At 71.2% G+C, this 24,873-nt stretch carries 23 protein-coding genes; 13 read left to right on the forward strand and 10 right to left on the reverse strand.

Annotated elements, in window-relative coordinates; translation table 11 throughout:
- Positions 1-126: 126 nt before the first annotated feature.
- Positions 127-885 (forward strand): hypothetical protein, encoded by a 759-nt coding sequence (locus tag OHA99_RS05520; protein WP_165684217.1) that lies wholly within the window; start codon positions 127-129, stop codon positions 883-885.
- A gap of 82 nt (positions 886-967) precedes the next feature.
- A complete protein-coding gene (locus OHA99_RS05525) occupies positions 968-1,441 on the forward strand; it encodes a MarR family winged helix-turn-helix transcriptional regulator (protein ID WP_153177128.1) in 474 nt (157 codons plus the stop codon).
- Between the two features lie 82 nt (positions 1,442-1,523).
- Here OHA99_RS05525 and OHA99_RS05530 read toward each other — a convergent pair whose 3' ends face one another.
- Positions 1,524-2,258, reverse strand: a complete 735-nt coding sequence (locus OHA99_RS05530) for a lytic polysaccharide monooxygenase (RefSeq protein WP_153177129.1) — start codon at positions 2,256-2,258, stop codon at positions 1,524-1,526.
- Positions 2,259-2,476: 218 nt separating this feature from the next.
- On the opposite strand from OHA99_RS05530, the gene OHA99_RS05535 reads away from it, so the two are divergent.
- Entirely contained in the window at positions 2,477-4,084 is a 1,608-nt protein-coding gene (locus OHA99_RS05535; protein WP_405694472.1) for an amidase family protein, read from the forward strand.
- Positions 4,085-4,339: 255 nt separating this feature from the next.
- On the opposite strand, the gene OHA99_RS05540 is transcribed toward OHA99_RS05535, so the two are convergent.
- The 5 genes from OHA99_RS05540 to OHA99_RS05560 all read right to left on the reverse strand — a co-directional run bounded on the left by OHA99_RS05540 (position 4,340) and on the right by OHA99_RS05560 (position 8,821).
- Positions 4,340-4,747, reverse strand: coding sequence for a DUF6278 family protein (locus OHA99_RS05540; RefSeq protein ID WP_153177131.1), 408 nt, complete (start codon positions 4,745-4,747; stop codon positions 4,340-4,342).
- Positions 4,748-4,819: 72 nt separating this feature from the next.
- A complete protein-coding gene (locus OHA99_RS05545; RefSeq protein ID WP_153177132.1) occupies positions 4,820-5,599 on the reverse strand; it encodes an exodeoxyribonuclease III in 780 nt (259 codons plus the stop codon).
- 54 nt (positions 5,600-5,653) lie between these two features.
- Positions 5,654-6,289: an MBL fold metallo-hydrolase gene (locus OHA99_RS05550; RefSeq protein WP_153177133.1), complete on the reverse strand. Its 636-nt coding sequence runs from the start codon at positions 6,287-6,289 to the stop codon at positions 5,654-5,656.
- A 43-nt stretch (positions 6,290-6,332) separates the two neighbouring features.
- Complete coding sequence (locus OHA99_RS05555; protein ID WP_405694475.1) at positions 6,333-7,688, reverse strand: alpha/beta fold hydrolase; 1,356 nt, start codon at positions 7,686-7,688, stop codon at positions 6,333-6,335.
- A 32-nt stretch (positions 7,689-7,720) separates the two neighbouring features.
- Positions 7,721-8,821 carry an IS110 family transposase gene (locus OHA99_RS05560; protein ID WP_356558462.1) on the reverse strand — a complete coding sequence of 367 codons (1,101 nt, stop codon included), beginning with the start codon at positions 8,819-8,821 and terminating at the stop codon, positions 7,721-7,723.
- Between the two features lie 696 nt (positions 8,822-9,517).
- On the opposite strand from OHA99_RS05560, the gene OHA99_RS05565 reads away from it, so the two are divergent.
- Positions 9,518-9,991, forward strand: a complete 474-nt coding sequence (locus OHA99_RS05565; RefSeq protein WP_397629779.1) for a hypothetical protein — start codon at positions 9,518-9,520, stop codon at positions 9,989-9,991.
- Between the two features lie 378 nt (positions 9,992-10,369).
- Here the strand turns inward: OHA99_RS05565 and OHA99_RS05570 are convergent, their stop codons facing one another.
- The gene (locus tag OHA99_RS05570; protein ID WP_359752674.1) at positions 10,370-11,131 is read right to left on the reverse strand and encodes an SDR family oxidoreductase; all 762 of its coding nucleotides are present in this window, start codon (positions 11,129-11,131) and stop codon (positions 10,370-10,372) included.
- Positions 11,128-11,550 carry a VOC family protein gene (locus OHA99_RS05575; RefSeq protein ID WP_055469143.1) on the reverse strand — a complete coding sequence of 141 codons (423 nt, stop codon included), beginning with the start codon at positions 11,548-11,550 and terminating at the stop codon, positions 11,128-11,130. The genes OHA99_RS05570 and OHA99_RS05575 overlap by 4 nt, the downstream gene beginning before the upstream one ends.
- A gap of 150 nt (positions 11,551-11,700) precedes the next feature.
- Here OHA99_RS05575 and OHA99_RS05580 point away from each other — a divergent pair, with 150 nt between their 5' ends.
- The 3 genes from OHA99_RS05580 to OHA99_RS05590 all read left to right on the forward strand — a co-directional run bounded on the left by OHA99_RS05580 (position 11,701) and on the right by OHA99_RS05590 (position 14,583).
- Positions 11,701-12,378, forward strand: a complete 678-nt coding sequence (locus tag OHA99_RS05580) for a GntR family transcriptional regulator (RefSeq protein ID WP_359752676.1) — start codon at positions 11,701-11,703, stop codon at positions 12,376-12,378.
- A gap of 371 nt (positions 12,379-12,749) precedes the next feature.
- The gene (locus OHA99_RS05585) at positions 12,750-13,625 is read left to right on the forward strand and encodes a helix-turn-helix transcriptional regulator (RefSeq protein ID WP_405694478.1); all 876 of its coding nucleotides are present in this window, start codon (positions 12,750-12,752) and stop codon (positions 13,623-13,625) included.
- 85 nt (positions 13,626-13,710) lie between these two features.
- The gene (locus OHA99_RS05590; RefSeq protein WP_190097636.1) at positions 13,711-14,583 is read left to right on the forward strand and encodes a helix-turn-helix transcriptional regulator; all 873 of its coding nucleotides are present in this window, start codon (positions 13,711-13,713) and stop codon (positions 14,581-14,583) included.
- 189 nt (positions 14,584-14,772) lie between these two features.
- Here OHA99_RS05590 and OHA99_RS05595 read toward each other — a convergent pair whose 3' ends face one another.
- Positions 14,773-15,072, reverse strand: coding sequence for an Atu4866 domain-containing protein (locus tag OHA99_RS05595; protein ID WP_190097637.1), 300 nt, complete (start codon positions 15,070-15,072; stop codon positions 14,773-14,775).
- Between the two features lie 389 nt (positions 15,073-15,461).
- On the opposite strand from OHA99_RS05595, the gene OHA99_RS05600 reads away from it, so the two are divergent.
- The 4 genes from OHA99_RS05600 (at position 15,462) to OHA99_RS05615 (ending at position 19,180) form a co-directional block, all read left to right on the forward strand.
- Positions 15,462-15,998 carry a hypothetical protein gene (locus OHA99_RS05600; protein ID WP_405694481.1) on the forward strand — a complete coding sequence of 179 codons (537 nt, stop codon included), beginning with the start codon at positions 15,462-15,464 and terminating at the stop codon, positions 15,996-15,998.
- On the forward strand, positions 15,926-16,231 hold the full coding sequence (locus OHA99_RS05605) for an Atu4866 domain-containing protein (protein ID WP_405694483.1): 306 nt from the start codon (positions 15,926-15,928) through the stop codon (positions 16,229-16,231). Before OHA99_RS05600 ends, OHA99_RS05605 begins: the two co-directional genes overlap by 73 nt.
- A gap of 209 nt (positions 16,232-16,440) precedes the next feature.
- Entirely contained in the window at positions 16,441-17,835 is a 1,395-nt protein-coding gene (locus OHA99_RS05610; protein WP_359752683.1) for an amidohydrolase family protein, read from the forward strand.
- A 229-nt stretch (positions 17,836-18,064) separates the two neighbouring features.
- The gene (locus OHA99_RS05615) at positions 18,065-19,180 is read left to right on the forward strand and encodes an MFS transporter (RefSeq protein ID WP_359752685.1); all 1,116 of its coding nucleotides are present in this window, start codon (positions 18,065-18,067) and stop codon (positions 19,178-19,180) included.
- Between the two features lie 801 nt (positions 19,181-19,981).
- On the opposite strand, the gene OHA99_RS05620 is transcribed toward OHA99_RS05615, so the two are convergent.
- Complete coding sequence (locus tag OHA99_RS05620; protein ID WP_359752687.1) at positions 19,982-21,571, reverse strand: alpha/beta hydrolase; 1,590 nt, start codon at positions 21,569-21,571, stop codon at positions 19,982-19,984.
- 312 nt (positions 21,572-21,883) lie between these two features.
- Here OHA99_RS05620 and OHA99_RS05625 point away from each other — a divergent pair, with 312 nt between their 5' ends.
- Positions 21,884-23,947: a sensor histidine kinase gene (locus OHA99_RS05625; RefSeq protein ID WP_405694485.1), complete on the forward strand. Its 2,064-nt coding sequence runs from the start codon at positions 21,884-21,886 to the stop codon at positions 23,945-23,947.
- Between the two features lie 141 nt (positions 23,948-24,088).
- Positions 24,089-24,760, forward strand: coding sequence for a response regulator transcription factor (locus tag OHA99_RS05630; RefSeq protein ID WP_359752704.1), 672 nt, complete (start codon positions 24,089-24,091; stop codon positions 24,758-24,760).
- Positions 24,761-24,873: the final 113 nt, after the last annotated feature.

Raw genomic sequence — 24,873 nt, forward strand, 5'->3', positions numbered from 1 at the left:
GGCAGCTTAGTTGATCGTCATGGCCGCGTCAGGAACACAAGGGAAGCGCGCGGCGCACCCGTACGGAGCCCGTCCACCGCGGCCCGTCGAACACGAGTACGCGGACGCCCGCTAGCATGCGCGCCCATGACTGACGACGTACGCAACATCGTCCTGGGTGTGGTCGCGGCGGGCATCAGCGCCACGCTGGGCTGGCTCGCCCGCACCTACCTGTGGAAGCGCAAGCTCCGGCGCAAGCAGGCGTTCTTCGGGCTGCCGGAAAGTTCGGAGTCGCTGCTCGTCGTCAACCGCGACCCGGCCGCCTCCGAACCGGCGGTCCACCGCTTCGACGTCTTCGCGCTGCTCGAGCTCGCCGCGCTGGTCAAGGACTGCGGCGCGCACATCCAGGTGGTCACCCAGGACATGGTCGGCCAGGGCTTCGGCGAGCGTACGGAGTTCTGTGTGGGCGGTCCCGGCTCGAACCGGCGCATGGTCGCCCACATGGCGGCGATGCTGCCCGGGGTGCGGGTGAACATCGACCCGGAACCGGGACCGGACCGGGGCGCCTTCCAGATCGGCGGCGAACGCTACCGCCTGGACGCGGGGGTCACGGAGTACGTCCTGCTGGCCCGCCTCACCGCCGGCGACCGGCGCGAGGCCCGGCCCGCGTTCCTGTTCTGCGGCCAGCGCGCGATCAACAACCAGGCCGCCACCCGCTACCTCGCCCGGCACCACGAGAAGCTGGCCCGCAAGCACGGCAACAACTCCTTCGTGCTGCTGCTCAAGGTGGTCAACTCGCAGGCCTACGGCCCGGACGTCGTCGAACTGGTCGGCGACGTCACCCGCGCGGCCACCAGCCCCCTCCCGACTCCAGAACCGACCTCCCGCAACTCCCACCGGGCCTGAGTCCTGCCCGCAGCCCTCCGGCGACGCGGACTATGATGTGCAAGTTACACACATGGGGCGGCGGAGAGGGAGCACGGAGGACATGACCGAGCCGAGCGGGCGGGACCGGCGCCTGAACGACCTGGAACGCGAGCTGACCCTGCTGTCGAGGCACTTCATCGCGTCCCGCGGCCCACGCATCGGCCAGAGCCTCGACCGATCGGCCTATGTGCTGCTCACCCGGCTGGAAACGGGCGACCCCCTCACGCTCAAGGAGCTGGCGCACACCTTCCAGGCCGATGTGTCCACCATCAACCGGCAGATGAGCACCATGCTGCGGCACGGCCTGGTCGAGCGCATCGACGCCGCCACCAAGGGCGGCGCCCGCACCTTCCGGCCCACCCCGCTGGGCCTGGAGCGGCTGGCGGCCGACCGGGCCATCAGCCGGGCCGGTGCCGCGCGGCTGATCCAGGCGGCGGGCTGGGACGAGGAGCGCACCCAGCAGTTCCTCACGCTGATGGTCGAGTTCAACCACGGCATCGAGGAGCTCGAGGGGCTCGCCTGGGGACGGTCCTGAACCTTCGCCCGGCCGTTCGAGGGCCGGCGCACATCCCTCGCGGGGCGCACGCCGGCCGGTCGCGCTCGGGCGGTGCGGCGGCTCAGCAGGCGCCGAGGTCCTCCCAGACGCCCCATTCGCCGGTGGTTCCGGGCTCCTCGCCCGTCACCCACCACTTGGCACGCCAGGTGTGGCCGGCGTGGGAGACGGTCTCTCCGCCGGTGTAGACGCCGCCGGCGCTCCAGGCTCCCGCGACGCAGTCGCCCGGCTGATCGCCGCCGCCGTCGTCCCCGCCGCCGTCGTTCCCGCCGCCGTCGTTCCCGCCGCCGATGTTGACGTCGATGCAGGCGTAGAACGCGTTGGCGGTGTCCGCGATGTTCCAGACCGCGAGCACCTTCTGCTGCCCGCTGAACCCGGTGAAGTCCAGCTGGTGACTGACCGAGGCGGGCGGCTGGGCGCCGTGACCGTCGAACTGGGCGATCTTCTGGTTGCCGATGAAGTACTGCCAGTTGCTGGTCGCGTGCCGCGCCTCGATGGTCCAGGTGAAGGTCTGCGTGGTGCCGATCGGTGTGACCCGCCAGCCCTTGCTGTCGTCGTCCAGGTCGGCCCACCGGGCGTCCCCGCCACTGCAATTGCGCAGCCCCTTCGGGCCCTCGACACTCGCCGGCTCCCACTTGATCGGCCCGCACTGCACCACGCGGTTGGCGCACTGGTCCTGTCGGCTCCCCGGCGAGACCACCCAGCCGTGGGCGCTCGCCGTGGGTGCCGGCAGGCTCAGCGCCACCATGGGGGCGACCAGCGCTCCCACGGCGGCGGCGACTCTCCTTTTCATGCGCATGACATCACGTTTCCCTTCGGTCCACGTCGAACCAGCCTGCCCCGGCGTCCGTACGACGTTGCCGACACGGCAACTCCCGCATCGCAGGTCTAGACCTGCACATGTTGGTCTAGACCTTAGCGAAGGAGCGGGGACCGTCAAGGGGGCGGGCGAAGACCCAACTGCGGCCTGAAAGTGACCCCTTGTGCACCACGGCCCCGTGTAGTGGGCTGTCCGCCATGAAGAAGAGAAGCATGGCGGCCCTGACCGCAATCCTGGTCGTGGTCCCCCTCGTGGCGGCGGCGCCCGGCCAACGGGTTCAGGCCGCCGAACCCGGGCCCGGCGACTCGGCGCGATCCGCCGAGTCGACGCTCGTCCGCGGAGTCGACCTCGACACGGTGACCATCCCGGAACTTCAGGCGCGCATGAACCGCGGGTCCCTGTCCTCGCTCCGGCTGACCCTCGCCTATCTACGGCGGATCAAGGCCGTCGACCCGAAGATCAACGCGGTGCTGCGCACCAGTCCGACGGCCCTGCGCCAGGCGGCCGCGAGCGACCTCAGGCATCGCCTCGGCAAGTCCCGCGGCCCGTTGGACGGCATCCCCGTCCTGCTCAAGGACAACGTGAACACCCGCGACATGCCGACGACCGCCGGGTCGCTGGCGCTGGCCGGAAGCCCCCCGGCCGACGACGCCGACCTGGTGAAGAAGCTGCGGGCGGCCGGTGCGGTGATCCTGGGCAAGGCCAATCTGTCCGAGTGGGCCAACTTCCGCGCGGCGAAGCCCACGTCGGGGTGGTCGGCGGTGGGCGGCCAGACGAACAACCCGTACGTCCTGGACCGCAACCCCTGCGGCTCGTCCTCTGGTTCGGCCGCGGCGCTCGCCGCGTCGCTGGCGCAGGTGGCGATCGGGACCGAGACGGACGGCTCCATCGTCTGCCCCGCCGGGATGAACGGCGTGGTCGGCCTCAAGCCCAGCCTGGGAGTGGTCAGTCAGTCGGGCGTCGTTCCGATCTCCGCCGAGCAGGACACGGCCGGCCCGATGGCGCGCAACGTGATCGACACCGCGCTCACCCTTTCCGTGCTCAGCGGCCGCGACACCGTGCGCGACGGCGACGCGCCGAGCCTCACGGACGCGGCCGGCCGTCCCGGCACGCTGCGCGGCAAGCGGATCGGCCTGTGGCGGCTGCCGTCGCTCGGCACCGAGGTGGACGCCCTCATGACCCGCACGGCCGAGCGGCTGACCGCGGCGGGGGCCGAGGTCGTCGAGGTGAGCATGCCGTACCAGGAGCGGCTCGGCGAGCTCGAGTTCCCGGCCCTGCTGAGCGAGTTCCACCGGGACATCGACGCCTACCTCGCCACCCGTGGCGGGCCGCGGGACCTGGCCGAGCTGATCGAGTTCAACCGCACGCACCCTGAGGAACAGACCTGCTTCGCCGGTCAGGAACTGTTCGAGCAGGCGCTGACCGCACCGCCGACCACCGATCCGGAGTACCTGGCGATGCGCGCGGAGCTGACCGACCTGTCCCGGCGGTCCATCGACGAGGTCATGGCCGCGCACGACCTGGACGCCATCGCCTCCCCGGCGAACCCGCCCGCGTGGACCACCGACTGCGCGCGGGGCGACAACGACGTGATCCCCTCCTCCACCCCCGCCGCCGTGGCCGGGTACCCCTCGCTGTCCGTACCCGCCGGGTTCGTCGGCGAACTGCCGGTCGGGCTGCTCCTCATGGCCGGTGACCGGCAGGACGCGGAACTGCTGTCCCTGGGTGCGGCGGTGGAGCACCGGCTGGGCGCCTGGCGGGCGCCCGGGTACCTGCCCTCGGCGCCGTCCGGCGCCTCCCACTGAGCCGACCGGCGAGCGGTACGTGATCGAGCGGTGCCTCGACGAGATCGCTCGCCGGTGTGCAGCTGACCTTCTCCTCGTCCGTAAGGAGTGATCTCCGGCTGCACCCTGCGCATGCCCCCGTGCGTTCGTGTCCGCTCCGACCACTGCAACGTATCGAGAGGAACACCGTGAATGCCGCCGACACGCACCTTTCGGGCATTACCCCTATTTAAGGCGGGCGGGGCCAGGGGGCGGCCGGGGCTGCCGGTACTCGACTCAGGCCTCGGCGACTTCGCCGTACAGCTGGGAGAGTTCTGGAACGCCGTCCTCCGCCCAGGCGTGCCCGTTCGCCACCACGTCGAACTCCCGGCCGGAGGCGAGCCGGACGACCGGCTGCCCGTCGGACCGGATGGTCCAGACGGCGCCTGGGACGGTGCGCACGATCACGGTGCCGAGGTACAGACCGGCGTCGTTGCCGAGCCAGGTCAGGATCTCCTCGTCGCTGCGCCAGCGCGGCAGCACCTGGTCCAGCTGCTCCAGGGAGAGCGCGGAGTCGTCGAGCCGGACCCCCTCCCGCAGCGCCCGCGAGCGCAGCAGATCGCAGTCGGCGAGCAGCTCACCGATGCCCTCCGCGTCGTGCACCCGGGATTCTTGGCGCCGCTTGCCCAGGAAGGGGAAGTTCATACCTCCAGACTGTCATTCGTACCGCCATGTGCACCATGGGGCGCGCGGGCCGGGCGCACTCGGCGGGCGGGGCTACAGATCCAGGTCCACCACGACCGGCGCGTGGTCCGAGGCCCCCTTGCCCTTGCGCTCCTCGCGGTCGACGTAGGAGTCGGTGACCGCCTTGGCGAACGGCTCGTTGCCGTACACCAGGTCGATGCGCATGCCGCGGTTCTTGGGGAAGCAGAGCTGGCGGTAGTCCCAGTACGTGTAGGGGTGGTCGTACTTCAGCGGGCGCGGGACCACGTCGGACAGGCCGGCGCCGCGCAGGGAGGCGAGGGCGGCGCGCTCGGCCGGGGTGACGTGGGTGGCGCCCTCGAAGGCCGCGCGGTCGTAGACGTCGTCGTCCGTCGGCGCGACGTTGTAGTCACCCATCACGGCGAAGGGCCGGCCGCCGGAGGCGTCGCTCTCGACGGCGGCGCGCAGCGCCTCGAACCACTGGAGCTTGTAGGTGTAGTGCGCGTGCTCCACCTCGCGGCCGTTGGGCACGTACACCGACCAGACGCGGGCCGGTCCGCAGGTGGCGGAGACGGCGCGCGGCTCCTGGACGCCCTCGTAGCCCGGGTCGCCGGGCAGGCCCTTGACGACGTCCTCGAGGCCCACGCGGGACAGCACCGCCACCCCGTTCCACCGGCCGGTGGCGTGGACCGCCGCCTCGTAGCCCGCCTCGCGCAGCGCGTCGAAGGGGAACTGCGCCTCGGCGACCTTGGCCTCCTGGAGGCAGAGCACGTCGGTGCCGCTGCTCTCCAGCCAGGCGAGCAGCCTCGGCAGGCGGGCGGTGATCGAGTTCACGTTCCAGGTCGCGATGCGCATGTCCCACAACCTACCCGGCGGCACCGACAACGCGGTCCCGCCCCGGGCGGGGCCTCAGAGGCGAGCCGAGTCGCCGGGCGTCAGCCGCAGGTGCTCGGTGCCGCCCAGCTCGCCGATCTGGCGGTCGTAGACCGGGCGGGCGAGGTCGGTGAGGAGCGCGTCGTGGATGTCGTAGGCCCGCTGCGGGCCGACCTCCCGCACGTACTCGATCACCTCGGCGATCTTGTTCCAGGGGGCCATGACCGGCAGCATCAGCGTCTCGACGGGGTGGTCGGGGACGGTGAGGGCGTCACCGGGGTGGAAGACCTTGCCGTCGTCCACGAGGAAGCCGACGTTGGTGACGCGCGGGATGTCCGGGTGGATCACCGCGTGCAGTTCCCCGTGGACCCGCACGTCGAACCCGGCGGCGGTGAAGGTGTCGCCGTGGCCGACGGTGTGCACGCGGCCGGGGAACGCCGCCGAGATCCTCTCCGCGACCGACCGCAGCGTCCAGATCTCCGCGGCCGGGTTGTCCTCCATGGCGGCGCGCAGCCGCAGCTCGTCGAAGTGGTCCGGGTGCTCGTGGGTGACGAGGATCGCGTCCGCGCCGAGGGCGGCGTCCTCCTCGGTGAACCCGCCGGGGTCCAGGACGAGCGTCTGCCCGTCCTTTTCGAGGCGGACACAGGCGTGCGACTTCTTGGTGAGCTTCATGCCCCCATCCTGCCGCCGCATGCCCGCTCCCGGCCCGCTGGGCTCACTCCGGTGGTGTGGTCTCCTCGCGGATCACCTGCTGGGCCACCCGGAAGGCCCCGCTCGCGGCCGGTACGCCGCAGTAGACGGCCGCCTGGAGCAGTACTTCCTTGATCTCGCCCGGGGTGAGGCCGTTGCGCAGGGCGGCCCTGAGGTGGGGCGCCAGCTCGTCCAGGTGGCCGCCGGCGACGAGGGCGGTCAGGGTGACGCAGCTGCGTGAGCGCCGGTCCAGGCCGGGACGGTGCCAGATCTCCCCCCACGCGTACCGGGTGAGCAGCTCCTGGAAGTCCCCGGAGAACTCGTCCGCCTGCGCGAGGGCCTGGTCCACGTGCCCGTCGCCGAGGACCTCGCGGCGCACCTTGAGACCGGCGTCGTACGGGTCGGGCCTCCCCTGTGCCTGCGGCGGCACGACGGGGGCCGGGGCGATCTCGGCGATGGGTGCGGCCTGCGGCGGCTGGGCCGGCACCGGCTGGAGGGGCGCGGGCGGTACCGGGACGGGGGCGGCCGGCACGGGGTGCGCGGTGGGGTGGACCGGGGGCGGGACGGGGATCTGGCCGGTGGAGGTGGCGTCGGGGGCCGCCTGCCAGGCGGTGGTGAAGTGCCGCACCAGCAGGTCGGTGACGGCCGCGGGCTGCTCGACCGGGACCAGGTGGGAGGCGCCCGGGACGACGGCGAGGCGGGCGTCGGGGATACCGGCGACCAGGGTGCGGGCCTCGGCGGGCCCGGTGACCTGGTCGTCGGAGCCGACGAGGACCAGGGCCGGGACGCCGACCCGGCCGAGTTCGCCGCGCACGTCGAAGGCGGCGAGGGCCTCGCAGGCGGAGATGTAGCAGCCCGGGTCGGTGGTCCGCACCATCTGCACGGCCCACTCCGTGATCGCGGGCTGCGCCGCCGCGTACCCGCCGGTGAACCAGCGCTCGGGAGAACTGCGGGCGATGGGGTCCAGCCCGTTGGTGCGCACGATCACGCCGCGCTGGCGGAACTCGTCGGCGGTGCCGAAGCGGGGCGAGGCGGCGATCAGCGCGAGGGAGGCCAGCCGTTCGGGGTGCCGCAGGGCGAGTTCGATGCCGACGGCGCCGCCGAACGCGCAGCCGGCGTACCCGAAGCGCTGCACGCCGAGTCCGTCGAGGGTGGCCAGCAGCCGCGTGGTGAGTTCGGCGACGGACCCCGCCGGGTGGGCCGGCGCACCCCCGTGTCCGGGCAGGTCGAAACGGAAGACCCGCCAGTGCTGCGTCAGTTCGGGCACCTGCCGGTCCCACATGTGCCATGTGGTACCCAGTGAGGGACCAAGGATCAGGACCGGAGCGTCTTCTGGCCCGTCAAAGCGGTATTGCAGGGTGTTGGGTGGTGTCTCGCTCACGCCCCAGACCCTCTCACGTCTCACGGACGCCCCTATAACGCAGGGGTGCGGGAAGCTGGTCTGACCAGGTTGAAGACCTCGCGGGCTGCGTATCGCTTGAGGCATCGGATGATCTCACGTCGGGTCTTGCCCTCCTGGGTGCGGCGTTCGTAGTACTCCTGGGTGCGTGGGTCGTGACGCAGGCGGGTGAAGACGATGCGGTGCAGGGCGGCGTTGGCCTGCCGGTCGCCGCCGTGGTTGAGCCGACGCGTGCTCCGCCGGCCGGAGGAGTACTCGATGGGGCTGACTCCGCAAAGGGCAGCAAAGGACGCCTCGGTGTTGAGCCGCTCAGGGTTGTCCCCCATGGTGATCAGCAGGGTGACGGCGCTGTCCGGACCGATGCCCACCGGTACGAGCAGTTGCGGCGCGTGGCGTTCGACGAGCCGGGTCAGTCGCTGGTTCAGCTCATTGATCTGTCCGGTGAGCTGCTCGATGCGTTCGGCGAGCATGCGTAATGTCATGTGGGTGGCTTGGGCCACCGCGTCCTCGTCTCCCCCACCACCGTCGTGCGGGCCGAGGCGCGCACAGGTGCGGAACAGCTCGGCGTTGCCGAGGCTCGACATGCGTTCCCGCAGGGCGGGGTCGGCGATGACCAGGACGGCCTTGAGCTGGTTGATCGCCTGGGTGCGGGCCTTGACCGCGGAGTCCTTGGCGAGTTTGTAGATCCGGGCGCTGTGCACGGGTCCGTCGCCGGATTTGGCCTGGGCCCGGGCGCGAGCGCTGAGCACGGCTCGCGCTGCGGCCTGCGCATCGAGCGGGTCCGACTTACCGAGCAACCGGCGGGCCGACCGGTCGGGCCGGTTGACTTCGAACACCTGGATCTGCTGAGCAAGCAGATAACGGGACAGGCCCGCACCGAAGGTGCCCGTGCCCTCCACGCCGGCCCGGCGCACCGTCCCCCGTTTGCGGGCCCAGACAAGCAGTTGTCGGTAGCCGGCCGCCGTCGCGGGAAAGGACTCGGTTCCCAGGACCTTCCCGAGCGGGGAGATCACGGCGGCGACATGCACCTCGCCGTGCGTGTCCACGCCCAGGACGACCTCGCGCCGAACGAGAGGATCCGTGCTCGAGGAGGTGCTGCATTGTCGGGTCTTCATGGTGGTCGGCCTCCCACGTGATGACGTGCTGGCTGGGTGGATGGCACCGGCCTGCTCGGGCGGTCTGAACCGTGATGGCGCCTGATCGTGGCAAGGCCCCTATTGGGACACGCCCTGTGGCTCGGCGGCAGGCAGCATCCCGCAACGGCAGTCGACAGGTCCGTGACTGGACACTTCGGTCATAGATCTCACGAGTCAGACCCCGTCCGGGATGGCGCTGCACAACCGTCCCATCGAACCCGGCACAGCGGCATGACTCGATCATTGCCGGATGGCTTCGCCCGAACCGATGCTCAATCTGATTAGGTGGATTGACAAGACGTTTCCTTTCGTCCACTCCTGACCGATATTGACGGGGGGGGCGTCACGCAAGGAGGTGGTAACCTCGTCGGCTACGGCAGCGGCTCCACTCCGTGATCAGCACCCCGATGGGGCCCATTCACCGCAAGGGGGCTGTGGAGTACCGGGTCGCTCCGCTGGGGAAAAACATGCGCCCGCCCGTCGATGTCCTCCTGGACTGGGTACGGACGTACATGCCCCAGATCGAGGAGGCACGGGAGTCCTTCGACGCCAGGTGAGATGCGGAGCGGGAAGGCCGCCCGCGCTTCGCGACACGTTTCTGCCCTCATCGGCGGGGCGTGATCCTTCGGACGAACCCGCCGGGTCCGTCATTAGAACGTCTGCTCTGTCCTGCCCTTGCTCGCGCAGTCACCCGGCGCGAGCGGGCCCGCGACGTCCCTGGTGGTGGCCGGCGGGCTCGGCGTCCAGCGCCAGGAGGACAGAATCGCCGCGGTCGACGCACTGCTGCTGTTGGCGGCACGCAAGAAGCTGGATCCCGGTGCGCTCGCCACCGACCTCGGTGCGCTGATGCTCATCGGGATCGTCACTCCGAGCCGCCTGGCGGACTCCCTGGGAACGGCCGCGTCCACCAGCGCGTACCGCACCGTCTGGACCGTACTGCGTGACGCACTGCCACCGCTCCTGTCCAAAGACCTCTCCCCCGCCGAGTCCCGTGGCCTCGGCGAACTGCTCACCGTGGTCGCCGAGTGCGCCGAACGCATCGGAGCCCAGGGCGAGATACCGGGACTCGACCCGATAGCCGACCGGCGGGGCAGCTCACGGCTGGTGAGCCAGGCCCGTCGCCTACGCGCAGCACGTGCCGGCGCGTAGGTCCGAAGAGGCGCATCCGCCCGGGGGATCCTGCTGCAGGGCCACGTGGTGTGGCAGGGACGGTCCGATGCCGCCCGGCTCGAGCGGGAGGTGATCGGCCTCGGCGGCACGGAGTGCGGCCGAGGCCGGCGCCAGGACCTCCGAGCGCGACAACTCCTGTCGCTCGGGCAGCGGTCATGCCGAGTCGGTCGAGGGCGACGACGGCCGGGTGAGTCGGGCTGCGTTCGCCGTGGGCCCGTACCGCCGCGATCGACGAGCTCGGCCATCTTCGTTCTCAGCGGTTCCAGTTTCCCGCGCACCGTCACCTCCAGGCCGAGCTGGTCCCCTGCGTGGGCGGGGCCCCACACGCGCGCCGTTCTTCTCTCGCACGGTTGGGTGTCAAGTGCGCAGGTGAGACGCGCCGTTGAGGTCGACGATGGTTCCCGAGGCCCATGCCGCGGCCGGGGAGGCGAGGAAATGCACCGTGGCGGCGACCTCCTCCGGGGTGCCGACGCGCCCGAAAGGGCTCTCCGCGCGAAGACGTTCGCCTTCCGGGCCGGACAACTTCCCCGTCTGCCGTTCGGTGGCCACGAACCCGGGCGCGACGGAGGTGACCGCGATGCCGTGCGGAGCCAGGGCCACAGCCAGTGACTGACCGAGGGCGTGCAGGGCGGCCTTGGTGGCCCCGTAGGCGGGGAAATCGGGTTCGCCCCGGAACGCGCCGCGCGAGCCGATGTTCACGATCGCCCCGCCGGTGCCCCGGTCGACGAGGTGGTGGGCTGTGGCCCAGCACAAGTCGGCCGCGCCCAGCAGGTTGACGTCGACCATCCGCCGCCAGACCTGCTGCCAGTGCTCCAGCAAGGTCTCGGCGATGGGGTGCCGGGTGTCCGCCGCGGGTGCCAGGGCCGCGTTGTTCACCAGCACGTCCACGGCACCGAGCGCGGCCACCGCCTCGGCCACGGTCCGCTCGGCCGCACCTGGCTCGCCCAGGTCGGCCTGCAGCAGCGTGTGCCCGGTGCCGGGAAGCTCGCGCACCGTCCGTTCGGCGTCCGCACGGCGACCGGCGTACTGCACCGCGACACGGTCACCGCCAGCGGCGAAGGCCCTCGCGACGGCGCGGCCGATGCCCCGCGATCCACCGGTGACGAGCACGCCCCTCATCGGGCGAACACCATCGACTCGTCACGGAAGGACTTGAACTCCAGGGCGTTGCCCGCGGGGTCGCGGAAGAACATGGTCCACTGTTCGCCGGGTTCGCCGGGAAAGCGGCGATGCGGTTCGATGTCGAAGCGCACCCCCGCGGCTCGCAACCGCTCGGCGAACTGGTGGAAGGACTGTTCGGGCAGCAGGAGACCGTAGTGCGGGATCGGCACCCGGTGCTGTCCCACCACGCTGGTACCCGCCGGCTGCGGCACGGTCGGTACCAGGTGGGTCACCAACTGGTGGCCTTCGAGATTCCAGTCCACCCAGTGATCGGCGCTGCGCCCCTCGGGCAGACCCAGCACCTGTCCGTAGAAGCCGCGGGCGGCGACCAGGTCGTCGACCGGGACTGCCAGGTGGAAGGCGGGTCGGTGTGGCATCGGGGTCCCCTCTGGTGGAGTCGGCGGCCAGGGCAGCCTGACCCACCCGATGTCTTAATGTCAACATTAGGACAAGAGTCGGCTGGAAGTCCGGGGCGAGTCGCCTGGCCGGTCTGGTGGTTCCGATTGTCCGGATGTCAACATGGCGGCATGTCATCTGCACTGCCGAAGGCCGCCCGGCGCGGGCTGGCCGACGAAGCCGCCGACCTGGTGCGCGCCGCGATCTTCTCGGGTCACTTTCCGCCCGGAGCCCCACTGCGCGAAGTGGAGTTGGCCGAACGCCTCGGGGTCAGCCGTGGCTCGGTCCGGGAAGGACTGGCCCAGCTGGAGCACGAGGGGTTGGTGCGTGGCGGCTGGCACCGCGGCACCACCGTCATCAGGGTGACGGCCGAGGACGCGCAGGAGGTCTACGCGCTGCGGGCCGCGTTGGACCGCCTGGCCGCGACCACCGCGCGGCGAGCCGCGACCGCGGAGCAGCTGTCCGCGCTGGATCGGCTGGTGGCCGAGATGACGGCCGAGATCGCCGAGGGCGGTGACGCCCCCCGGCTGGTGGCGCTGGACATCGCCTTCCACGACCAGATCTACGCCGCGGCCGGGAACGGCAGGCTCACCTCCGCCTGGAAGGCGATCCGCTCTCAGGTGCACCTGTTCCAGTTGCGCCGCGTCGACGTGGCCTATGACCACTACCGCGCACGCGTGGTCGACGAGCATCGCGAGCTGGCCGCTCTCCTGCGCTCCGGCGACATCCGGACGCTGGCCCGCCGGGCCGAAGAGCATGTGGAATCCGCGCGGCGCAGTCTGCTGGCCGGTCTGCCGACCGCACCGTGACGTCAGGCACCACGTCAGGCACCGAGGCGTCCAGCCGTACCTGAGCGTGCCCGTATGCGCCAGGCAGCCGGAAAGCGGCGAGTGGCTGTGGGTGGGCTCCGGTTCCGGTTCCGGTTCGTCACCACGTCGTACCGGCTCGGATCTCCCGGCGCAGGGCGGACCGGCCAGGCAGACGCATGCCAAGACAGTGCTGAGGAGTCGCGGCGCTTCACCTGCGACGGGTGGGAAGCACTCGGCCTGTGCCGCCCTCGGAGAGCAAGGCCGTCGTCGACTCGGACAGGGGTGTGACTGTCCAGGGTGTGCTGTTCCCAGGGTAAGCGCACCCTCCCTCGCCCCTACGGCAGTGCGTCGCGCCGCTCTAGCCTCGACGTATGGACAGAGAGAAGGAGTGCGTCGACAACACGCTGGGAGGTTTCCTCCGGGCGCGGCGCGCCCGCCTGCGCCCCTGCGACGTGGGGATTCCCACCTCCGGTCGTCGCAGGGTGCCCGGTCTGCGACGTGAGGAGGTGGCCGCCCTCGCGGGGGTGAGTTCCGACTACTACACGCGTCTCGAACAGGGCCGCGAGCGGCATCCGTCCCGACAGATCCTCGAGGCCGTGGGGCGGGCACTGCAGCTGGACGGCGAAGCGATGGCCCACCTGCACCGCGTGGCCGGCCCGACCACCCGCCGGACACGCCGAGCACCGCGCGTGGAACGAGTCGCCCCGCACCTCAGGCGTCTCCTCGACACGTGGCGTGACACGCCTGCCTTCGTCATGAGCCCCGTACTGGACATCCTGGCCCGTAACCGGCTCGCGAGCGTTCTTCACGCCGACTTCACTCACAGTGACAACTTGTTGCGCATGACGTTCCTGGACTCGGTCGCGCGGCGGTTTCACCGGGACTGGGACCGTGCGGCCGAGTCGACGGTGGCCACATTGCGCCGTGCGGCCGGCATCGATCCCGAGGATCCGCGCCTGAGCCAGGTCGTAGGTGAGCTGTCCCTGAGAAGTGCGGACTTCTCCACGCTGTGGGCGCGGCATGACGTGCGCGCCAAGACGCGGGAGGCGAAACGCTTCCACCATGCTCAGGTCGGTGACCTGGAACTGCACTTCGAGTCCTTCACCGTCAACAGCGCCCCGACGCAGCAGCTCGTCGTCTACCAGGCCGAACCAGGCACGGCGTCCGCCGACGCACTGTCCCTGCTCGGCTCCCTCAGTGCCGGCGCAGTGGCCGAGGAGCCAGCGGCCAGCGCCGCGCTCGACTGAGTCGCCGCCGTTCGGGCCGGGTCCACCGGCCAGGCCCGCACGAGAGGGACGAAGGGCGGGCCGGCCTCTCCGTTAGGTTGGAACAATGAGCGACACCACTCCCTTGGGAGACTTTCTGAGAGCACGGCGCGAAGCCCTGAAACCGCTGGACGTGGGGCTTCCGGAGCACGGGCGCCGGCGGGTACCGGGGCTGCGCCGTGAGGAGGTCGCCATGCTCGCCGGGGTGAGCGCCGACTACTACATGCGCCTGGAACAGGGACGGGAGTCCAGCCCGTCCCCGCAGGTGATCGACGCGGTCGCCGCCGCCCTGCGCCTCAGTGACGAGGCGCACGACCATCTGCGCAGGCTCACCAGGGCGCCCCAGGAACGTCGCGGTGTTCCGGCTGGCGACGACAGGGTCCACCCCCACCTTCTGCGGCTGATCGACGGCTGGCCCGACACCCCCGCCTTCGTTCTGGGCCCGGCCCTGGACATCCTGGCGCGCAATGCGCTCGCCGCGGCCCTGCACAGCGGATTCCAACGGTTCGACAACCTGGCTCGCATGGTCTTCCTCGACCCGGCGGGACGTGCCTTCTACAGGGACTGGGACGACTCCGCCCACTCGTGCGTGGCCGAACTGCGTGCGGCCTTCGGACACGACCCCGAGTCCCCGCGGATCACCGAGGTCGTCGACACGCTCCGCGGGAGGAGTCCCGAGTTCGCCGGGCTGTGGGCACGGCACGAGGTCAGGAGCAAGACGCAGCAGGAGAAGTACCTGTCGCATCCCGAGGTGGGTGCTCTGGAGATCCAGTTCTCGGCCTTCACCGTCGGGGGAGCCCCGCATCAGCAGCTGGTCGTCTACCAGGCAGAGCCGGCGAGCGCCACCGCGGCCGCCTTCGCCGTGCTCCGGTCCGGTGCCGACGGAGAGGCACCGGTGGAGATGGTGCGGGAGGTGTCGCTGTCGTTCGACGGCAGCTGACTGTGGTGTGAGCCCGCTCGTGGAGGGGCCCTGAACGAGAAGGAGGGCCCGTCGGCCGGCGACGGGCCCTCGCTGTGACAGCGGGCATGTCAGAGCCTGTGAGGCCGACGGTGCCCCACACCGTCGGCCGCCCGCTCTCGGAGTCGCAGCCCGAAGCCGACGGCCCGACGGGAGTCCAGGAGGGGGTCCTCAGCCGCGCGACCCCGTACCGTCCCGCCGGATGCGGTGATCGCCCTCACGGTAGAGCACCAGATGCTCATGGAAGAGAACCCCGTCACGAACGTCCCCCGTGGCGGTGAAGCCGGTGTCGTCGACGTAGTCGATGTGGTTGCCGCTGACGGTGTACCGGCCGGTGTAGGCACTCCGGCGCCGTCCGCGGGCCTCGTCGTAGCGGCCGTTCGGCAGTAGTTCCTGGCGGATGAATCCGTCCGCGGTCACCCACATCCCGACGTACGGGTGCGGAGCGCGAGGCGTGTCGTTGCTGGTCATGGCCTCACTCTCGGGCCCGTCACGGGAAGTGGCCAGGCCGCCGTACCCCCGGGTACGGGCTTCCTGGGAGCCGTGCACCCAGAATGCGGGCCGGAACGCAGCGGGAGTGCCGTGCCGGGACGGACCGACGTCTCGGACGCGGTGCACCGGGCCTGTGCCGGACTCGCCATCTCTTCGCCGGCCATCGTGCCGGCTCCCCCGCCGCTCTCCTCCGGCCGGGCATGGGTGGGTGCCGTGCACCCGGGTGCACGGCGGCCTGGTTCCGCTTGTCCGGCCGGACGAACCTGGTGGTCGTGCGGCTGCCGTGACGCCGAGCAGCCGCGACCCGCCCGTAAGAAGCCCGCTTCGTTCGCCGGGCGGACCGAAGAGCCGAACCCCTGAGGAAAACGATGACCACCAACGACACCCACGCCCACACCGGCGCCCTGAGCTGGCACCCGGAGGCGCTCGACGAGATCCTCTCGAACGACGGGGGCCGCCCCGTCCTGTTCACCAACGCCCGGATCGTGACGATGGACCCGCTGATCGGGACCATGACCGGTGCCGACATCCTGTTCGTCGGCGACCTGATCGTCGGCGTCGGCCCCGGCATCATCACCGCGGCACAGGACGACAACGCCATCGTCGTCGACTGCACGGGCACGACCATCGTCCCCGCCGTCGTGGACACCGTCGCCCTGGCCGGCGGCCGCGGCCGCCGCTCGGAGTACGTCGCGACGCTGACGCCCGGCAACAACACCGACTTCCTGGTGGTGCCCGACGCACTCGCCGCCGACGTGTCGAGCGCGGTGGCCACCCTCGTGTCCCACCCGGAGCAGGTCCGCGCGCTGGTCGCGGCCGGCCGTCCCGTCCGGTGGTCGGGCACGGAAATTCCCGGCGGGCCCACACCCCCCCCCAGGCCGGCATCCCCGCCGCTCCGGACCTGACCGGCAGCCCGCGGCTCGGCGTCTGGATCGACCGGCAGGACTTCCTGCACCAGGAACTCACCGCGGACGGCCGTTACGACGAGACACGGGGCGGCCGCCCCCACGCCTACCAGGGGCGGTTCTGGATCGACGGCGACCGCATCGACTACCTGGACGACCTCGGCTTCTGGGCCTACGGAGAGTTCAGGGGCGACGAGCTGCACCACGCGGGCTACGTCATGAAGCTGGGCTGAACCGCCCGGCCGGCAACGGCCGAGCCACCCGCACACACGGCGACAACACCGGGTCCGGACCTGCCTCCGCAGCCTTGCGGTCCTTGACGCACGACGCCCGGGTGAACGGCGCCCTGGCTGGCGGGGCCGGCCCCGCCAGAACCGGAAACCGGGCTGCCGGGCGTTCCCGGCAGCCCTCCCCCTCCCCGAAGTACTGAAAGCACTTTTCCATGACCCACGTCAACGGCACCGCCGCCACGGCCGCCCTCGAACAGCTCCGCCGTCGCCCCGCGGACGAACGGCGCATCCTGTTCACCGGCGCGACCGTCGTCACCATGGACGCCGACCTCGGTGTCCTGCCCAACGCCGACCTGCTCGTCGAGGGCGACACCATCACCGCCGTCGGTCCCGGTCTCGAGGCCGGTGACGCCGTGGTCGTCGACGCCACCGGCACCGTCCTCAGTCCCGGCTTCGTCGACACCCACCGGCACGCCTGGGAGGCCCAGCTGCGCCGGATCATGCCGGACGTCGACGACCTCGGCGCCTACGTCATGTCCACCCTGGCCGGCTACGCCACGGTCTACCGGCCCCAGGACATGTACACCGGCACCAAGCTGGCTGCCCTCACCGCGATCGACAGCGGCATCACGACCATGCTCGACTTCTCCCACAATTCCCGCACCCCCGAACACTCCGACGCCGCCGTCGAGGCCCTCCGCGACACCGGCATCCGCGGTGTGCACGCCTCCATGGGCCCGCACTTCGGTGGCTGGGACAAGCAGTGGCCCGGCGACCTGACACGCCTCAGGGAGAAGTACTTCAACAGTGACGACCAACTGCTGACCCTGCGCCTGGCGACGCTCGCCACCGACGAGATCGCCGGCCCGGCCCTCGCCTACGGCCCCGAACTCGCCCGCGTCGCCAAGGACCTGGGCATCGGTGTGAGCGTGGACGCGGTCTTCGGCACAGCCTCCTCCGAGGTGATCCTGAACTGGGCGAAGGACGGCATCCTCGGCAGCGACGTCACCCTCATCCACGCCACCGGACTGACCCCCGAAGCATGGAAGGCGATGGGGGAAAGCGGCACCACCGTGGCCCTCGCCCCCACCTCCGACGCACAGATCGGCCTGGAGACCGCGATCCCCGCCGTCGACGAGGCTTTGTCCGCCGGCATCCGTCCCGGACTGAGCATCGACGTCGAAGTCGCCCTGGCCAGCGACATGTTCACCCAGATGCGGGCCCTGCACGCCATCCAGCGGATGCGGGCCGTCAACGCCGCCCACGGCACCGGCCAGCAGCCGGTCCGCATCACCACCCACGACGTCCTGGACTTCGCCACCCTCCAGGGTGCCCGCACCAACGGCCTCGCCGACGTCACCGGCTCACTCACCCCCGGCAAGAAGGCCGACCTGCTGGTCATCCAGGCCGAGGACCTCAACAACATGCCGCTCAACGACCCGATCGGCACCCTCGTACTGGGCTCCGACGCCCGCAACATCAGCACCGTCCTCATCAACGGCGAGCCCCGCAAGTGGGACGGACAGGTCCTCGACGTCGACCTGCCCGCCCTGCGCTGCGAGGTCCACGCCTCACGCGAGTACGTGCTGAACACCCACGCAGCCTGATCATCCCGTGACCACCCCCGGCCAGCCCCTCGCCGGCCGGGGGCGACCCGGTCCCCGGCGCCTGCCATCGGCCGGTCATGCCGCACACGGGGCCACCAGACGTTCTTTCGGAGTCCCCATGTCCCACCCCACCAGCGCACTCGATCACACAACCGGGAGCGGAACGCCCGGTCGGCCACCAGGCTGGGCCCCGGCCGCCAGGACCACAGCGCTGCTCACCACGCTGGGCATGCTGATGGTCGGTCAGATGTACACCGTCCTGGCACTGCTGCACCCCATGGCCACCGAGTTCGGCACCACACCCGGTCAGGTCACGTGGACGGCGACGGCGTTCGGTTTCGCCTACGCAGCCGGGTTCCTCTTCGCCGGCCCGCTCTGCGACCGTTACGGACCACGCGCCGTGATCACCGTGGGGCTCGCGGCCGCCACGGCGTCCACCGCGGCGGTCAGCGCGGTCTCCGACCTTCCCACCGCCGTCGTGCTGCGCAGCCTGCAGGGACTGACCGCCGCGACCTTCGCCCCTGCCGCGCTCTCCTACGTCGTCCGGCACATCGCGCCTCGACACCGCGGCACCTCCCTCACCTGCATCACCAGTGGCATGCTCGCCGCCGCCGTCGTTGTTCAGGTCGGTGCGCAGGCCGTTGCGGCCGGAATCGGCTGGCGTGCGGTCTTCTGGATCAGTGCCGTGCTGATGGCCCTGAACTTGTTCCCGGTGCGCCGGGTCCTGCGACCCACTCCGCGTGGAGGCACCGACGGCGGACTGCTGCAGGCGTTCGCGGCGATGCCGCGGCTGCTGCGACAGCCGCGGCTGGGCGCCCTGTGCCTGTCCACCGTCGCCCTGATGACGGCTTTCGTCTCCCTCTACACGGCGGTGGCCATCGCGGGTCCACCGGCCGTCACCGGCAATTCCACGGCGATCCTCGCCCTGCGGGCCAGCGCGCTCCCCGCCCTGATCGCCGTACCCCTGCTGGTCCCCGTGCTCGGGCGGCTGCCCGCGCCCCTGCGCGCGGCCCTCGCCTTCACTCTGGCCTCTCTCACCGTCGCCACCGGTTCCTTCCTCGGCGGTAACACGGCGCTGCTCGCCCTGGCCCTGCTGCTGTTCGTGGCCGCCGTCGCGGTAGCGGCGCCCGCGGTCGTCGAGACCATCAACGCCAACGCCCCGCAGGCACGTGGTGCGGCGGTCGCCCTCTACGGGTGCAGCATGTTCATCGGCGCCAGCCTGGGCCCACAGCTCGCCGGTGCGCTCACGGGGCTGGGCTTCGACGGCATTCTGCTCGTCGTCGCCGGGGTGCTCCTTCTGGGCGCCTCCCTGATCCTGCCGGCCATGCGCCACCCCACCCCGTGACCCCCGCCATCGGCCCGGCACACAGCGCGTCGGGCCCCGCAAGAGCCTCCCTCGACAGCCGTACGCCGACCGCTGCTCCCCCGCCGTGCCACGGGCGGGCCCGCGAGAGCCGGAACCGCCGCCGGCCGAACGCGCCGGGCTCGGCAGCGGAGTCCGTCCGGTGCGGATGCCGGCCATCGAGGCGCATCGGACGGAGCAGAAGCGTTGTCCGGGCCGGCAGCGGAAACGGTCTGCCGGAACCCGGGGGCGACAATCTCTGGCCCGGTCCCCTCCTGACCGCTGATCAGAGACCCGTCCGTGACGAGACCGTCGTCCTTCGTACAAGGGGCGGTTCCCGGACCCGCCGCCTCACCGGACCGGATACCGCCCCTGGACGGTGCCCTCGAGGCCCGAACCCGGGGGTACCGCACCCAGCCGGGCCTCCGTCCCAGCCCCGGCTGTCATCGGCACCGATGTAGTGGTCGGACCGTCGCGTCGCACGGGATGGTCAACGGTGAGCGGACACTGACCGCGCTGTGCCATCCGCCCCCAACCGTTCAGCGCCTACGGAACCTCGGCAGGGGCGCGCCCACAGCACAAGGAGCACCGGGGCGGGTGGGACGTCGTGGCCGCCGGGGAACCGGCGCCGGGCTCCAAACGGCCGGGTCCCTGAGCCGTGCGGGCGGCGACCCGCCGGACCCAGACCTTGGTGATCCGTCGGGCCTGAGGCCAGGCGGGCTCACCTCACCGTCCACGCCGGCGGGCAGCGGACCTGCCCGCCGCTGGGGACGGTGGCTCAGGGAAGCCGCGGGGACGCCAACGTCACGAGCAGACGGTGCCGTTCGCCGGGACCGTCCCGTCGAGCAGATACGCGTCGACCAGCTCGGTCAGGCAGTCGTTGACGGCGTAGGTGCCGTGCCCCTCGCCGTCCACGGTGAGGTGGACGCCGACCTTCTCTCCCAGTTCGTCCGCCATCTTCTTGGCACCCTCGTAGGGAGTGGCCGGATCACCGGTGTTGCCGATGACGAGGACTGGGTTCGCGCCGTCGGCCGACACCTCGACGGTGGATGCGTGGCCGTCAGCGGGCCAGCCGGTGCACTGGAGCAGCCCCCAGGCCATCCAGTCGCCGAACACCGAAGATGCCGTGCGGAATCGGGGCAGGTGACGGTGTACGTCCTCAAGGGTGAAGCGGTCCTTGTAGTCCGCGCAGTTCACCGCGGTGTTGGCTGCGTTGATGTTGGCGTATCCGTCGTCGTCGATCCGTTCGTTGAGGAGGTCGGAGAGCAGCAGCAGTGCGCTGCCGTCGCCGTCCATGGCGGCGGCCAGTCCGCCCCTGAGCAGCAGCCAGCTCTCCTGGTCGTAGAGGGCGGCGGCGATGCCGTTGAGGGCGTGGCTCTGAGTCAGGGGACGCCCGAACTCCGTGGGCAGGGGGTCGGTGTCCAGGCGCTCGAGCAGCGCGATGATGTCCTTCTCGCCCTGCTGCGGGTTCGTGCCTTCGAAGAAGCAGGAGTCCTGCCGTGCGCAGTCCTCCAGGAAGTTGCGCAGTGCGCCCTGGAACCCCTTCGCCTGGCCGAGGGCACCGTTCAGGGCGTCCTCGGTGGGGTCGACCACGGCGTCGAAGACGAAGCGCCCGACACGCTTCGGGAAGAGATGTGCGTAGACGCCGCCGAGCTGTGTGCCGTAGGAGATGCCGAAGTAGTTGAGTTTCTCGTCACCCAGGACGTGGCGCATCAGGTCGAGGTCACGTGCCGCCTCCTGGGTGCCGACGTGATCCAGCACCGCGCCCGACTCGCTCTGGCAGGCCCGGGCGAACGCGCGTACCCCACGCTCGCGGGCCTTCTCCTCCGTGGCGTCGTCAGGGGTGGCGTCCGCGGCCAGCCAGGCGTCCATGGCCTTCGTGTCCAGACAGTGCACGCCGGCACTGTCCCCAACCCCGCGAGGGTCGAAACTGACCAGGTCATAGCGCTTGTGAAGCGTCATGTACTCGTCGCCGGCGGCGAGGGGGAGGGTGAGCACCCCGGAGCCGCCGGGGCCGCCGAAGTTGAAGACCAGGGACCCGAGGCGCTTCTCGCCGGAGTCCGGGGACGCCTTCGCCCGGATCAGGGCCAGATCGATGGTTTCGCCGTCGGGGTCCGCGTAGTCCAGCGGAGCCTTCATGGTGCTGCACTGCCACGTCGTTCCGTCCGGCAGCTTCTCGGGCCTGTCTCCGCCGCCCTGGGCCGTGGACGGAGCGGAACACGCGCTCCACTTCAGTTCCTGCTCGCTGAGAGCGGTGGGCACCGCGGGTATCGCGGCATCGCCGCGAGCGTCGTCGGCGGTCTCGGGGTTGCAGGCTGTCACCGCGGTGGCCGCCAGCACGGCAAGCGACGCCAGGGCGACAGCGGTCCGGGACATGCGAGGTTGTGCGGGCATGCTTGTGCCGGTCTCCAGTTGGTGTGGGTGATACGGGCGCAGTGGACGGCCGCTCACACGAAGTCGTGGTGGTGGGCGTACCGGTCGGTGCGTGTGCCCTGGAAGGACCTGATCCCCCCGGAGGCTCGACGCGACGACGCGATCCATGTGCCGATCCTTTCGCGCTGAACGTGCCGCCCCGTCGCCCGCCGGAAGGATCGTCGCCTAGTCCGCGGGACATAGAGCGGTGGCGCGACCGCAGGGCCGGCACCGCGTGACCCCTTGAACCCCGCGGTGACGGGAAGGGCGACACCCGGCCATACACTTGCGCCAATGGGGAAAGGACGTCGGGTCAGGCCACTGCCGGTACTGTTCATGGGAGCGCAACTGCTGCTGTGGTTCAGCGTCGTTGCGTCTTCGAAGGAGCCGCCGGACACCATTGAGTGGATCACCGCCTTCTGTGCCACGACGCTCGCTGTGGTGGCGCTCGATCGGCGTCACCGGGCACCCATCGCCGCCCTGGGCGTCATCGTCGCGGTGTCCGTGGTGGGACAGATCCTGGCGCCACCCGACCTGCTGGGCCTGGTACCAGGGCTGGCGGTCATGGTGGCGCTGTTCACCGCCACCGTTCTGTGCAGCTGGCCCGTCGGCCTGGGCGCGACCGCGGCTGTCGCCGTCGTCCAGCTCCTGCAGGCGGCCGCACGGCACGGCGTCGGCGGTCTTCTCCTCTCCGACTGGCTCACTGGCGTCGGCCCCTTTCTGCTGGTGTCCGCTCTCGGCACCGGCCGCCGGCACTGGCTGCGGGAACGGCAGGCCACGGCGGAGCGGCTGGCCGGTGCCGAGCAGCAGCAGGCGCAGGCCGCCGAGGCGGAACGGGAACGGCTGGCCGGTGAGTTGCACGACATCAGCGCGCACCACCTCACCTCCGTCGTGGTATCCGTCGAGGCCGCCCGCAGGCTCGGTGACAGCAGGCCCGACCTGGCCGCGGAGGCACTCGCGTTCGCGCGCCGCACCGCACGGGAGACCCAGTCCGCACTGCGGCGTCTCGTAGCGGTCATGCAGGTGGACGACCCACCGGCTCCCCAGGCGATGACCGCTCCGATCGAGACGCTGATCGCCGGATTCAGCAGGCTGGGCCGCCCCGTCTCCGTCTCCCTGCCCGCTGATCTCACCGGACCCGCGGCGGAAGCGGCCCACGGCATCATCCGGGAAGCCCTGACCAACGCCCTTCGCTACGCGCCGGGCGCCGCGGTCAGCGTGCGGGTGCAACGGGACGGGGACACCCTGCATCTGACCGTCGACAACGGCAGGCCGCCCGGCGGCGCGCACACCGGCACGGCGGGGATCGGCTCCGGCCGGGGGGTGGAAGGAATGCACCGGCGTGCCGCCGTCCTCGGCGGGAGGCTGTCCGCGGGACCCCGCCCCGACGGAGGCTGGCGCGTACACGCCGTGCTCCCCGACGCCGCGTCCGGCCCTCGGCCGAGCCCAGGACGTCGGCGCGACTTTCCTCGCGAACAGCGGATCGCGGACAGGGCGGTCTTCGGCTCGGCCGCCGCGGTGGCGTCGGGCGTCGCCCTGACGAAGGCGGAGGACGCCGGCTACGAGGCCGGCACATGCCTGCTGCTCGTGTCGGTGCTGACCCTCCACGCACTGCCGTTGCTGTGGCGCCGCCACGCGCCCTGGGCGGTCCTGGCGGTGACCGGGGCCGCCGCCCTCCTGTGGCCGGTTCTGCTCCGCGGTGGCGCGCTGCCGCCGTCCTCCGCGATCTGCTTCCTCGGCGGCGGCATCGTCGCACCGGCCGCGGTCTACGCGGTCGCGGCGTACGGCCGGGTCCTGAGAACCGCGCCCGTGCCCTCCGGCCGAAACGTCCCGCCGCCGACGGCGCATCCACTGACATCTCCGGCGGGCTCACGGCTGTCGTTTCTGTCCGTGCCCGCCGCGGTTCTCCCGTCGGCGATCTCCTTGACGGCCGCCTTCGCCGCCGACGGGACGCTGCTCGGAGACCCGGCCGGGCCTTTTCTCGTGCTGTTCCTCGCCTGCTGGACGCTGGTCCTGTGCGGCCTGGGATGCACGGCCGCCTGGGGGGCGGGATGGCTGATGCACAGGCGTCGCCGGCGGGAACTGAGCCGGGAGGACACGGCCCTCACCACTGTGCTGTCGAGCACGAGGGCCATGGTCCACGGCGAACGGCAGCGAGTCGCCGTCGGTCTGCGGGAGACGGTGCTCCGGCAGACGGACCGGATGATCTCCTCGGCTGAGGAGGGCAGCCTGGAGCAGGTGGCCGCCGCTACGCGGGCGACACTGAGCGCCATGCGCCAGTTGCTCGGAAGCCTGGACGCCGGCAGAGCGCCGAAAGCGCCTCGAAGAGCCGTCGTGGCGAACACCCCTCGCATGTAGAAGTGGCCCGTGCCGACAGGTCGGCGACTGCGTGGCGGCCTCTGGATGCGCACGCCGACCTGGTGGTTCCCGCGCACCGCCTCCATGGGAGGATGCGGCACAGACAGTGGCCCCGGTGCGGGCGAAGAGAGGAGCAGGACCATCGGTATCCGTGTGCTGGTCGTGGACGATCAGGCGATCGTCCGCGCGGGTTTCGTGGCGATCCTGACGGCCGAGGCCGACATGACCGTGGTCGGCGAGGCAGCGGACGGTGACGCGGCTGTGGCGATGTCGGCACAGCTCGCGCCCGACCTGGTGCTCATGGACATCCGCATGCCGGGTATGGACGGACTGACGGCGACCCGGCTGATCACCAATCACGGCAGCGGCGCCCGGGTTCTCGTGCTCACCACGTTCGACCTCGACGCCTATGTCTACGAGGCTCTGCGCGCCGGGGCCTCCGGCTTTCTACTCAAGGATTCCGAGCCGGAGGACCTCCTGGCCGCGATACGGGTGGTCGCCTCCGGTGACGGCGTCCTCGCGCCCGCGGTCACGGGACGTCTGATAGCAGCCTTCGCTCGGGGGGCCTCCTTCCCTCCGGAGATCACGAGGGCGCTGGACAGCCTCACCAACCGCGAACGCGAGATCCTCGTCCTCGTCGCCACGGGCCTGAGCAACGCGGAGATCGGCGCGCGTCTGGAAGTAGCCGTGGGAACGGTGAAGGTGCACGTGAGCTCAGTGCTCAACAAGCTGGGCCTACGGGATCGTGTGCAGGCGACCATTTTCGCCTACGAGAGTGGGCTGGTCCGCCCGTCGGTGACGCCGACTCTCTGAGCGCCCTCCGCTTGCCTGCACCAGGGCGATCAGAGGGAGAGTTGGCCGCGAAGCCGGCAGTCGCGATCGCGGACCCGCGGTGGACTGCGCCGCCGCTGCCCTGCGCGGGCCGA

The organism is Streptomyces coelicoflavus (assembly GCF_045041415.1).
Classification (GTDB): Bacteria; Actinomycetota; Actinomycetes; order Streptomycetales; family Streptomycetaceae; genus Streptomyces; species Streptomyces coelicoflavus.

What these genes read in the sequence shown, in the direction of transcription:
- OHA99_RS05520 (WP_165684217.1), top strand. Translation starts at nt 127, where the DNA reads ATGACTGACGACGTACGCAACATCGTCCTGGGTGTGGTCGCGGCGGGC.
- OHA99_RS05525 (WP_153177128.1), top strand. Translation starts at nt 968, where the DNA reads ATGACCGAGCCGAGCGGGCGGGACCGGCGCCTGAACGACCTGGAACGC.
- OHA99_RS05530 (WP_153177129.1), bottom strand. Translation starts at nt 2,258, where the DNA reads ATGCGCATGAAAAGGAGAGTCGCCGCCGCCGTGGGAGCGCTGGTCGCC.
- OHA99_RS05535 (WP_405694472.1), top strand. Translation starts at nt 2,477, where the DNA reads ATGAAGAAGAGAAGCATGGCGGCCCTGACCGCAATCCTGGTCGTGGTC.
- OHA99_RS05540 (WP_153177131.1), bottom strand. Translation starts at nt 4,747, where the DNA reads ATGAACTTCCCCTTCCTGGGCAAGCGGCGCCAAGAATCCCGGGTGCAC.
- OHA99_RS05545 (WP_153177132.1), bottom strand. Translation starts at nt 5,599, where the DNA reads ATGCGCATCGCGACCTGGAACGTGAACTCGATCACCGCCCGCCTGCCG.
- OHA99_RS05550 (WP_153177133.1), bottom strand. Translation starts at nt 6,289, where the DNA reads ATGAAGCTCACCAAGAAGTCGCACGCCTGTGTCCGCCTCGAAAAGGAC.
- OHA99_RS05560 (WP_356558462.1), bottom strand. Translation starts at nt 8,821, where the DNA reads ATGAAGACCCGACAATGCAGCACCTCCTCGAGCACGGATCCTCTCGTT.
- OHA99_RS05570 (WP_359752674.1), bottom strand. Translation starts at nt 11,131, where the DNA reads ATGAGGGGCGTGCTCGTCACCGGTGGATCGCGGGGCATCGGCCGCGCC.
- OHA99_RS05575 (WP_055469143.1), bottom strand. Translation starts at nt 11,550, where the DNA reads ATGCCACACCGACCCGCCTTCCACCTGGCAGTCCCGGTCGACGACCTG.
- OHA99_RS05580 (WP_359752676.1), top strand. Translation starts at nt 11,701, where the DNA reads ATGTCATCTGCACTGCCGAAGGCCGCCCGGCGCGGGCTGGCCGACGAA.
- OHA99_RS05585 (WP_405694478.1), top strand. Translation starts at nt 12,750, where the DNA reads ATGGACAGAGAGAAGGAGTGCGTCGACAACACGCTGGGAGGTTTCCTC.
- OHA99_RS05590 (WP_190097636.1), top strand. Translation starts at nt 13,711, where the DNA reads ATGAGCGACACCACTCCCTTGGGAGACTTTCTGAGAGCACGGCGCGAA.
- OHA99_RS05595 (WP_190097637.1), bottom strand. Translation starts at nt 15,072, where the DNA reads ATGACCAGCAACGACACGCCTCGCGCTCCGCACCCGTACGTCGGGATG.
- OHA99_RS05600 (WP_405694481.1), top strand. Translation starts at nt 15,462, where the DNA reads ATGACCACCAACGACACCCACGCCCACACCGGCGCCCTGAGCTGGCAC.
- OHA99_RS05610 (WP_359752683.1), top strand. Translation starts at nt 16,441, where the DNA reads ATGACCCACGTCAACGGCACCGCCGCCACGGCCGCCCTCGAACAGCTC.
- OHA99_RS05615 (WP_359752685.1), top strand. Translation starts at nt 18,065, where the DNA reads ATGCTGATGGTCGGTCAGATGTACACCGTCCTGGCACTGCTGCACCCC.
- OHA99_RS05620 (WP_359752687.1), bottom strand. Translation starts at nt 21,571, where the DNA reads ATGCCCGCACAACCTCGCATGTCCCGGACCGCTGTCGCCCTGGCGTCG.
- OHA99_RS05625 (WP_405694485.1), top strand. Translation starts at nt 21,884, where the DNA reads ATGGGGAAAGGACGTCGGGTCAGGCCACTGCCGGTACTGTTCATGGGA.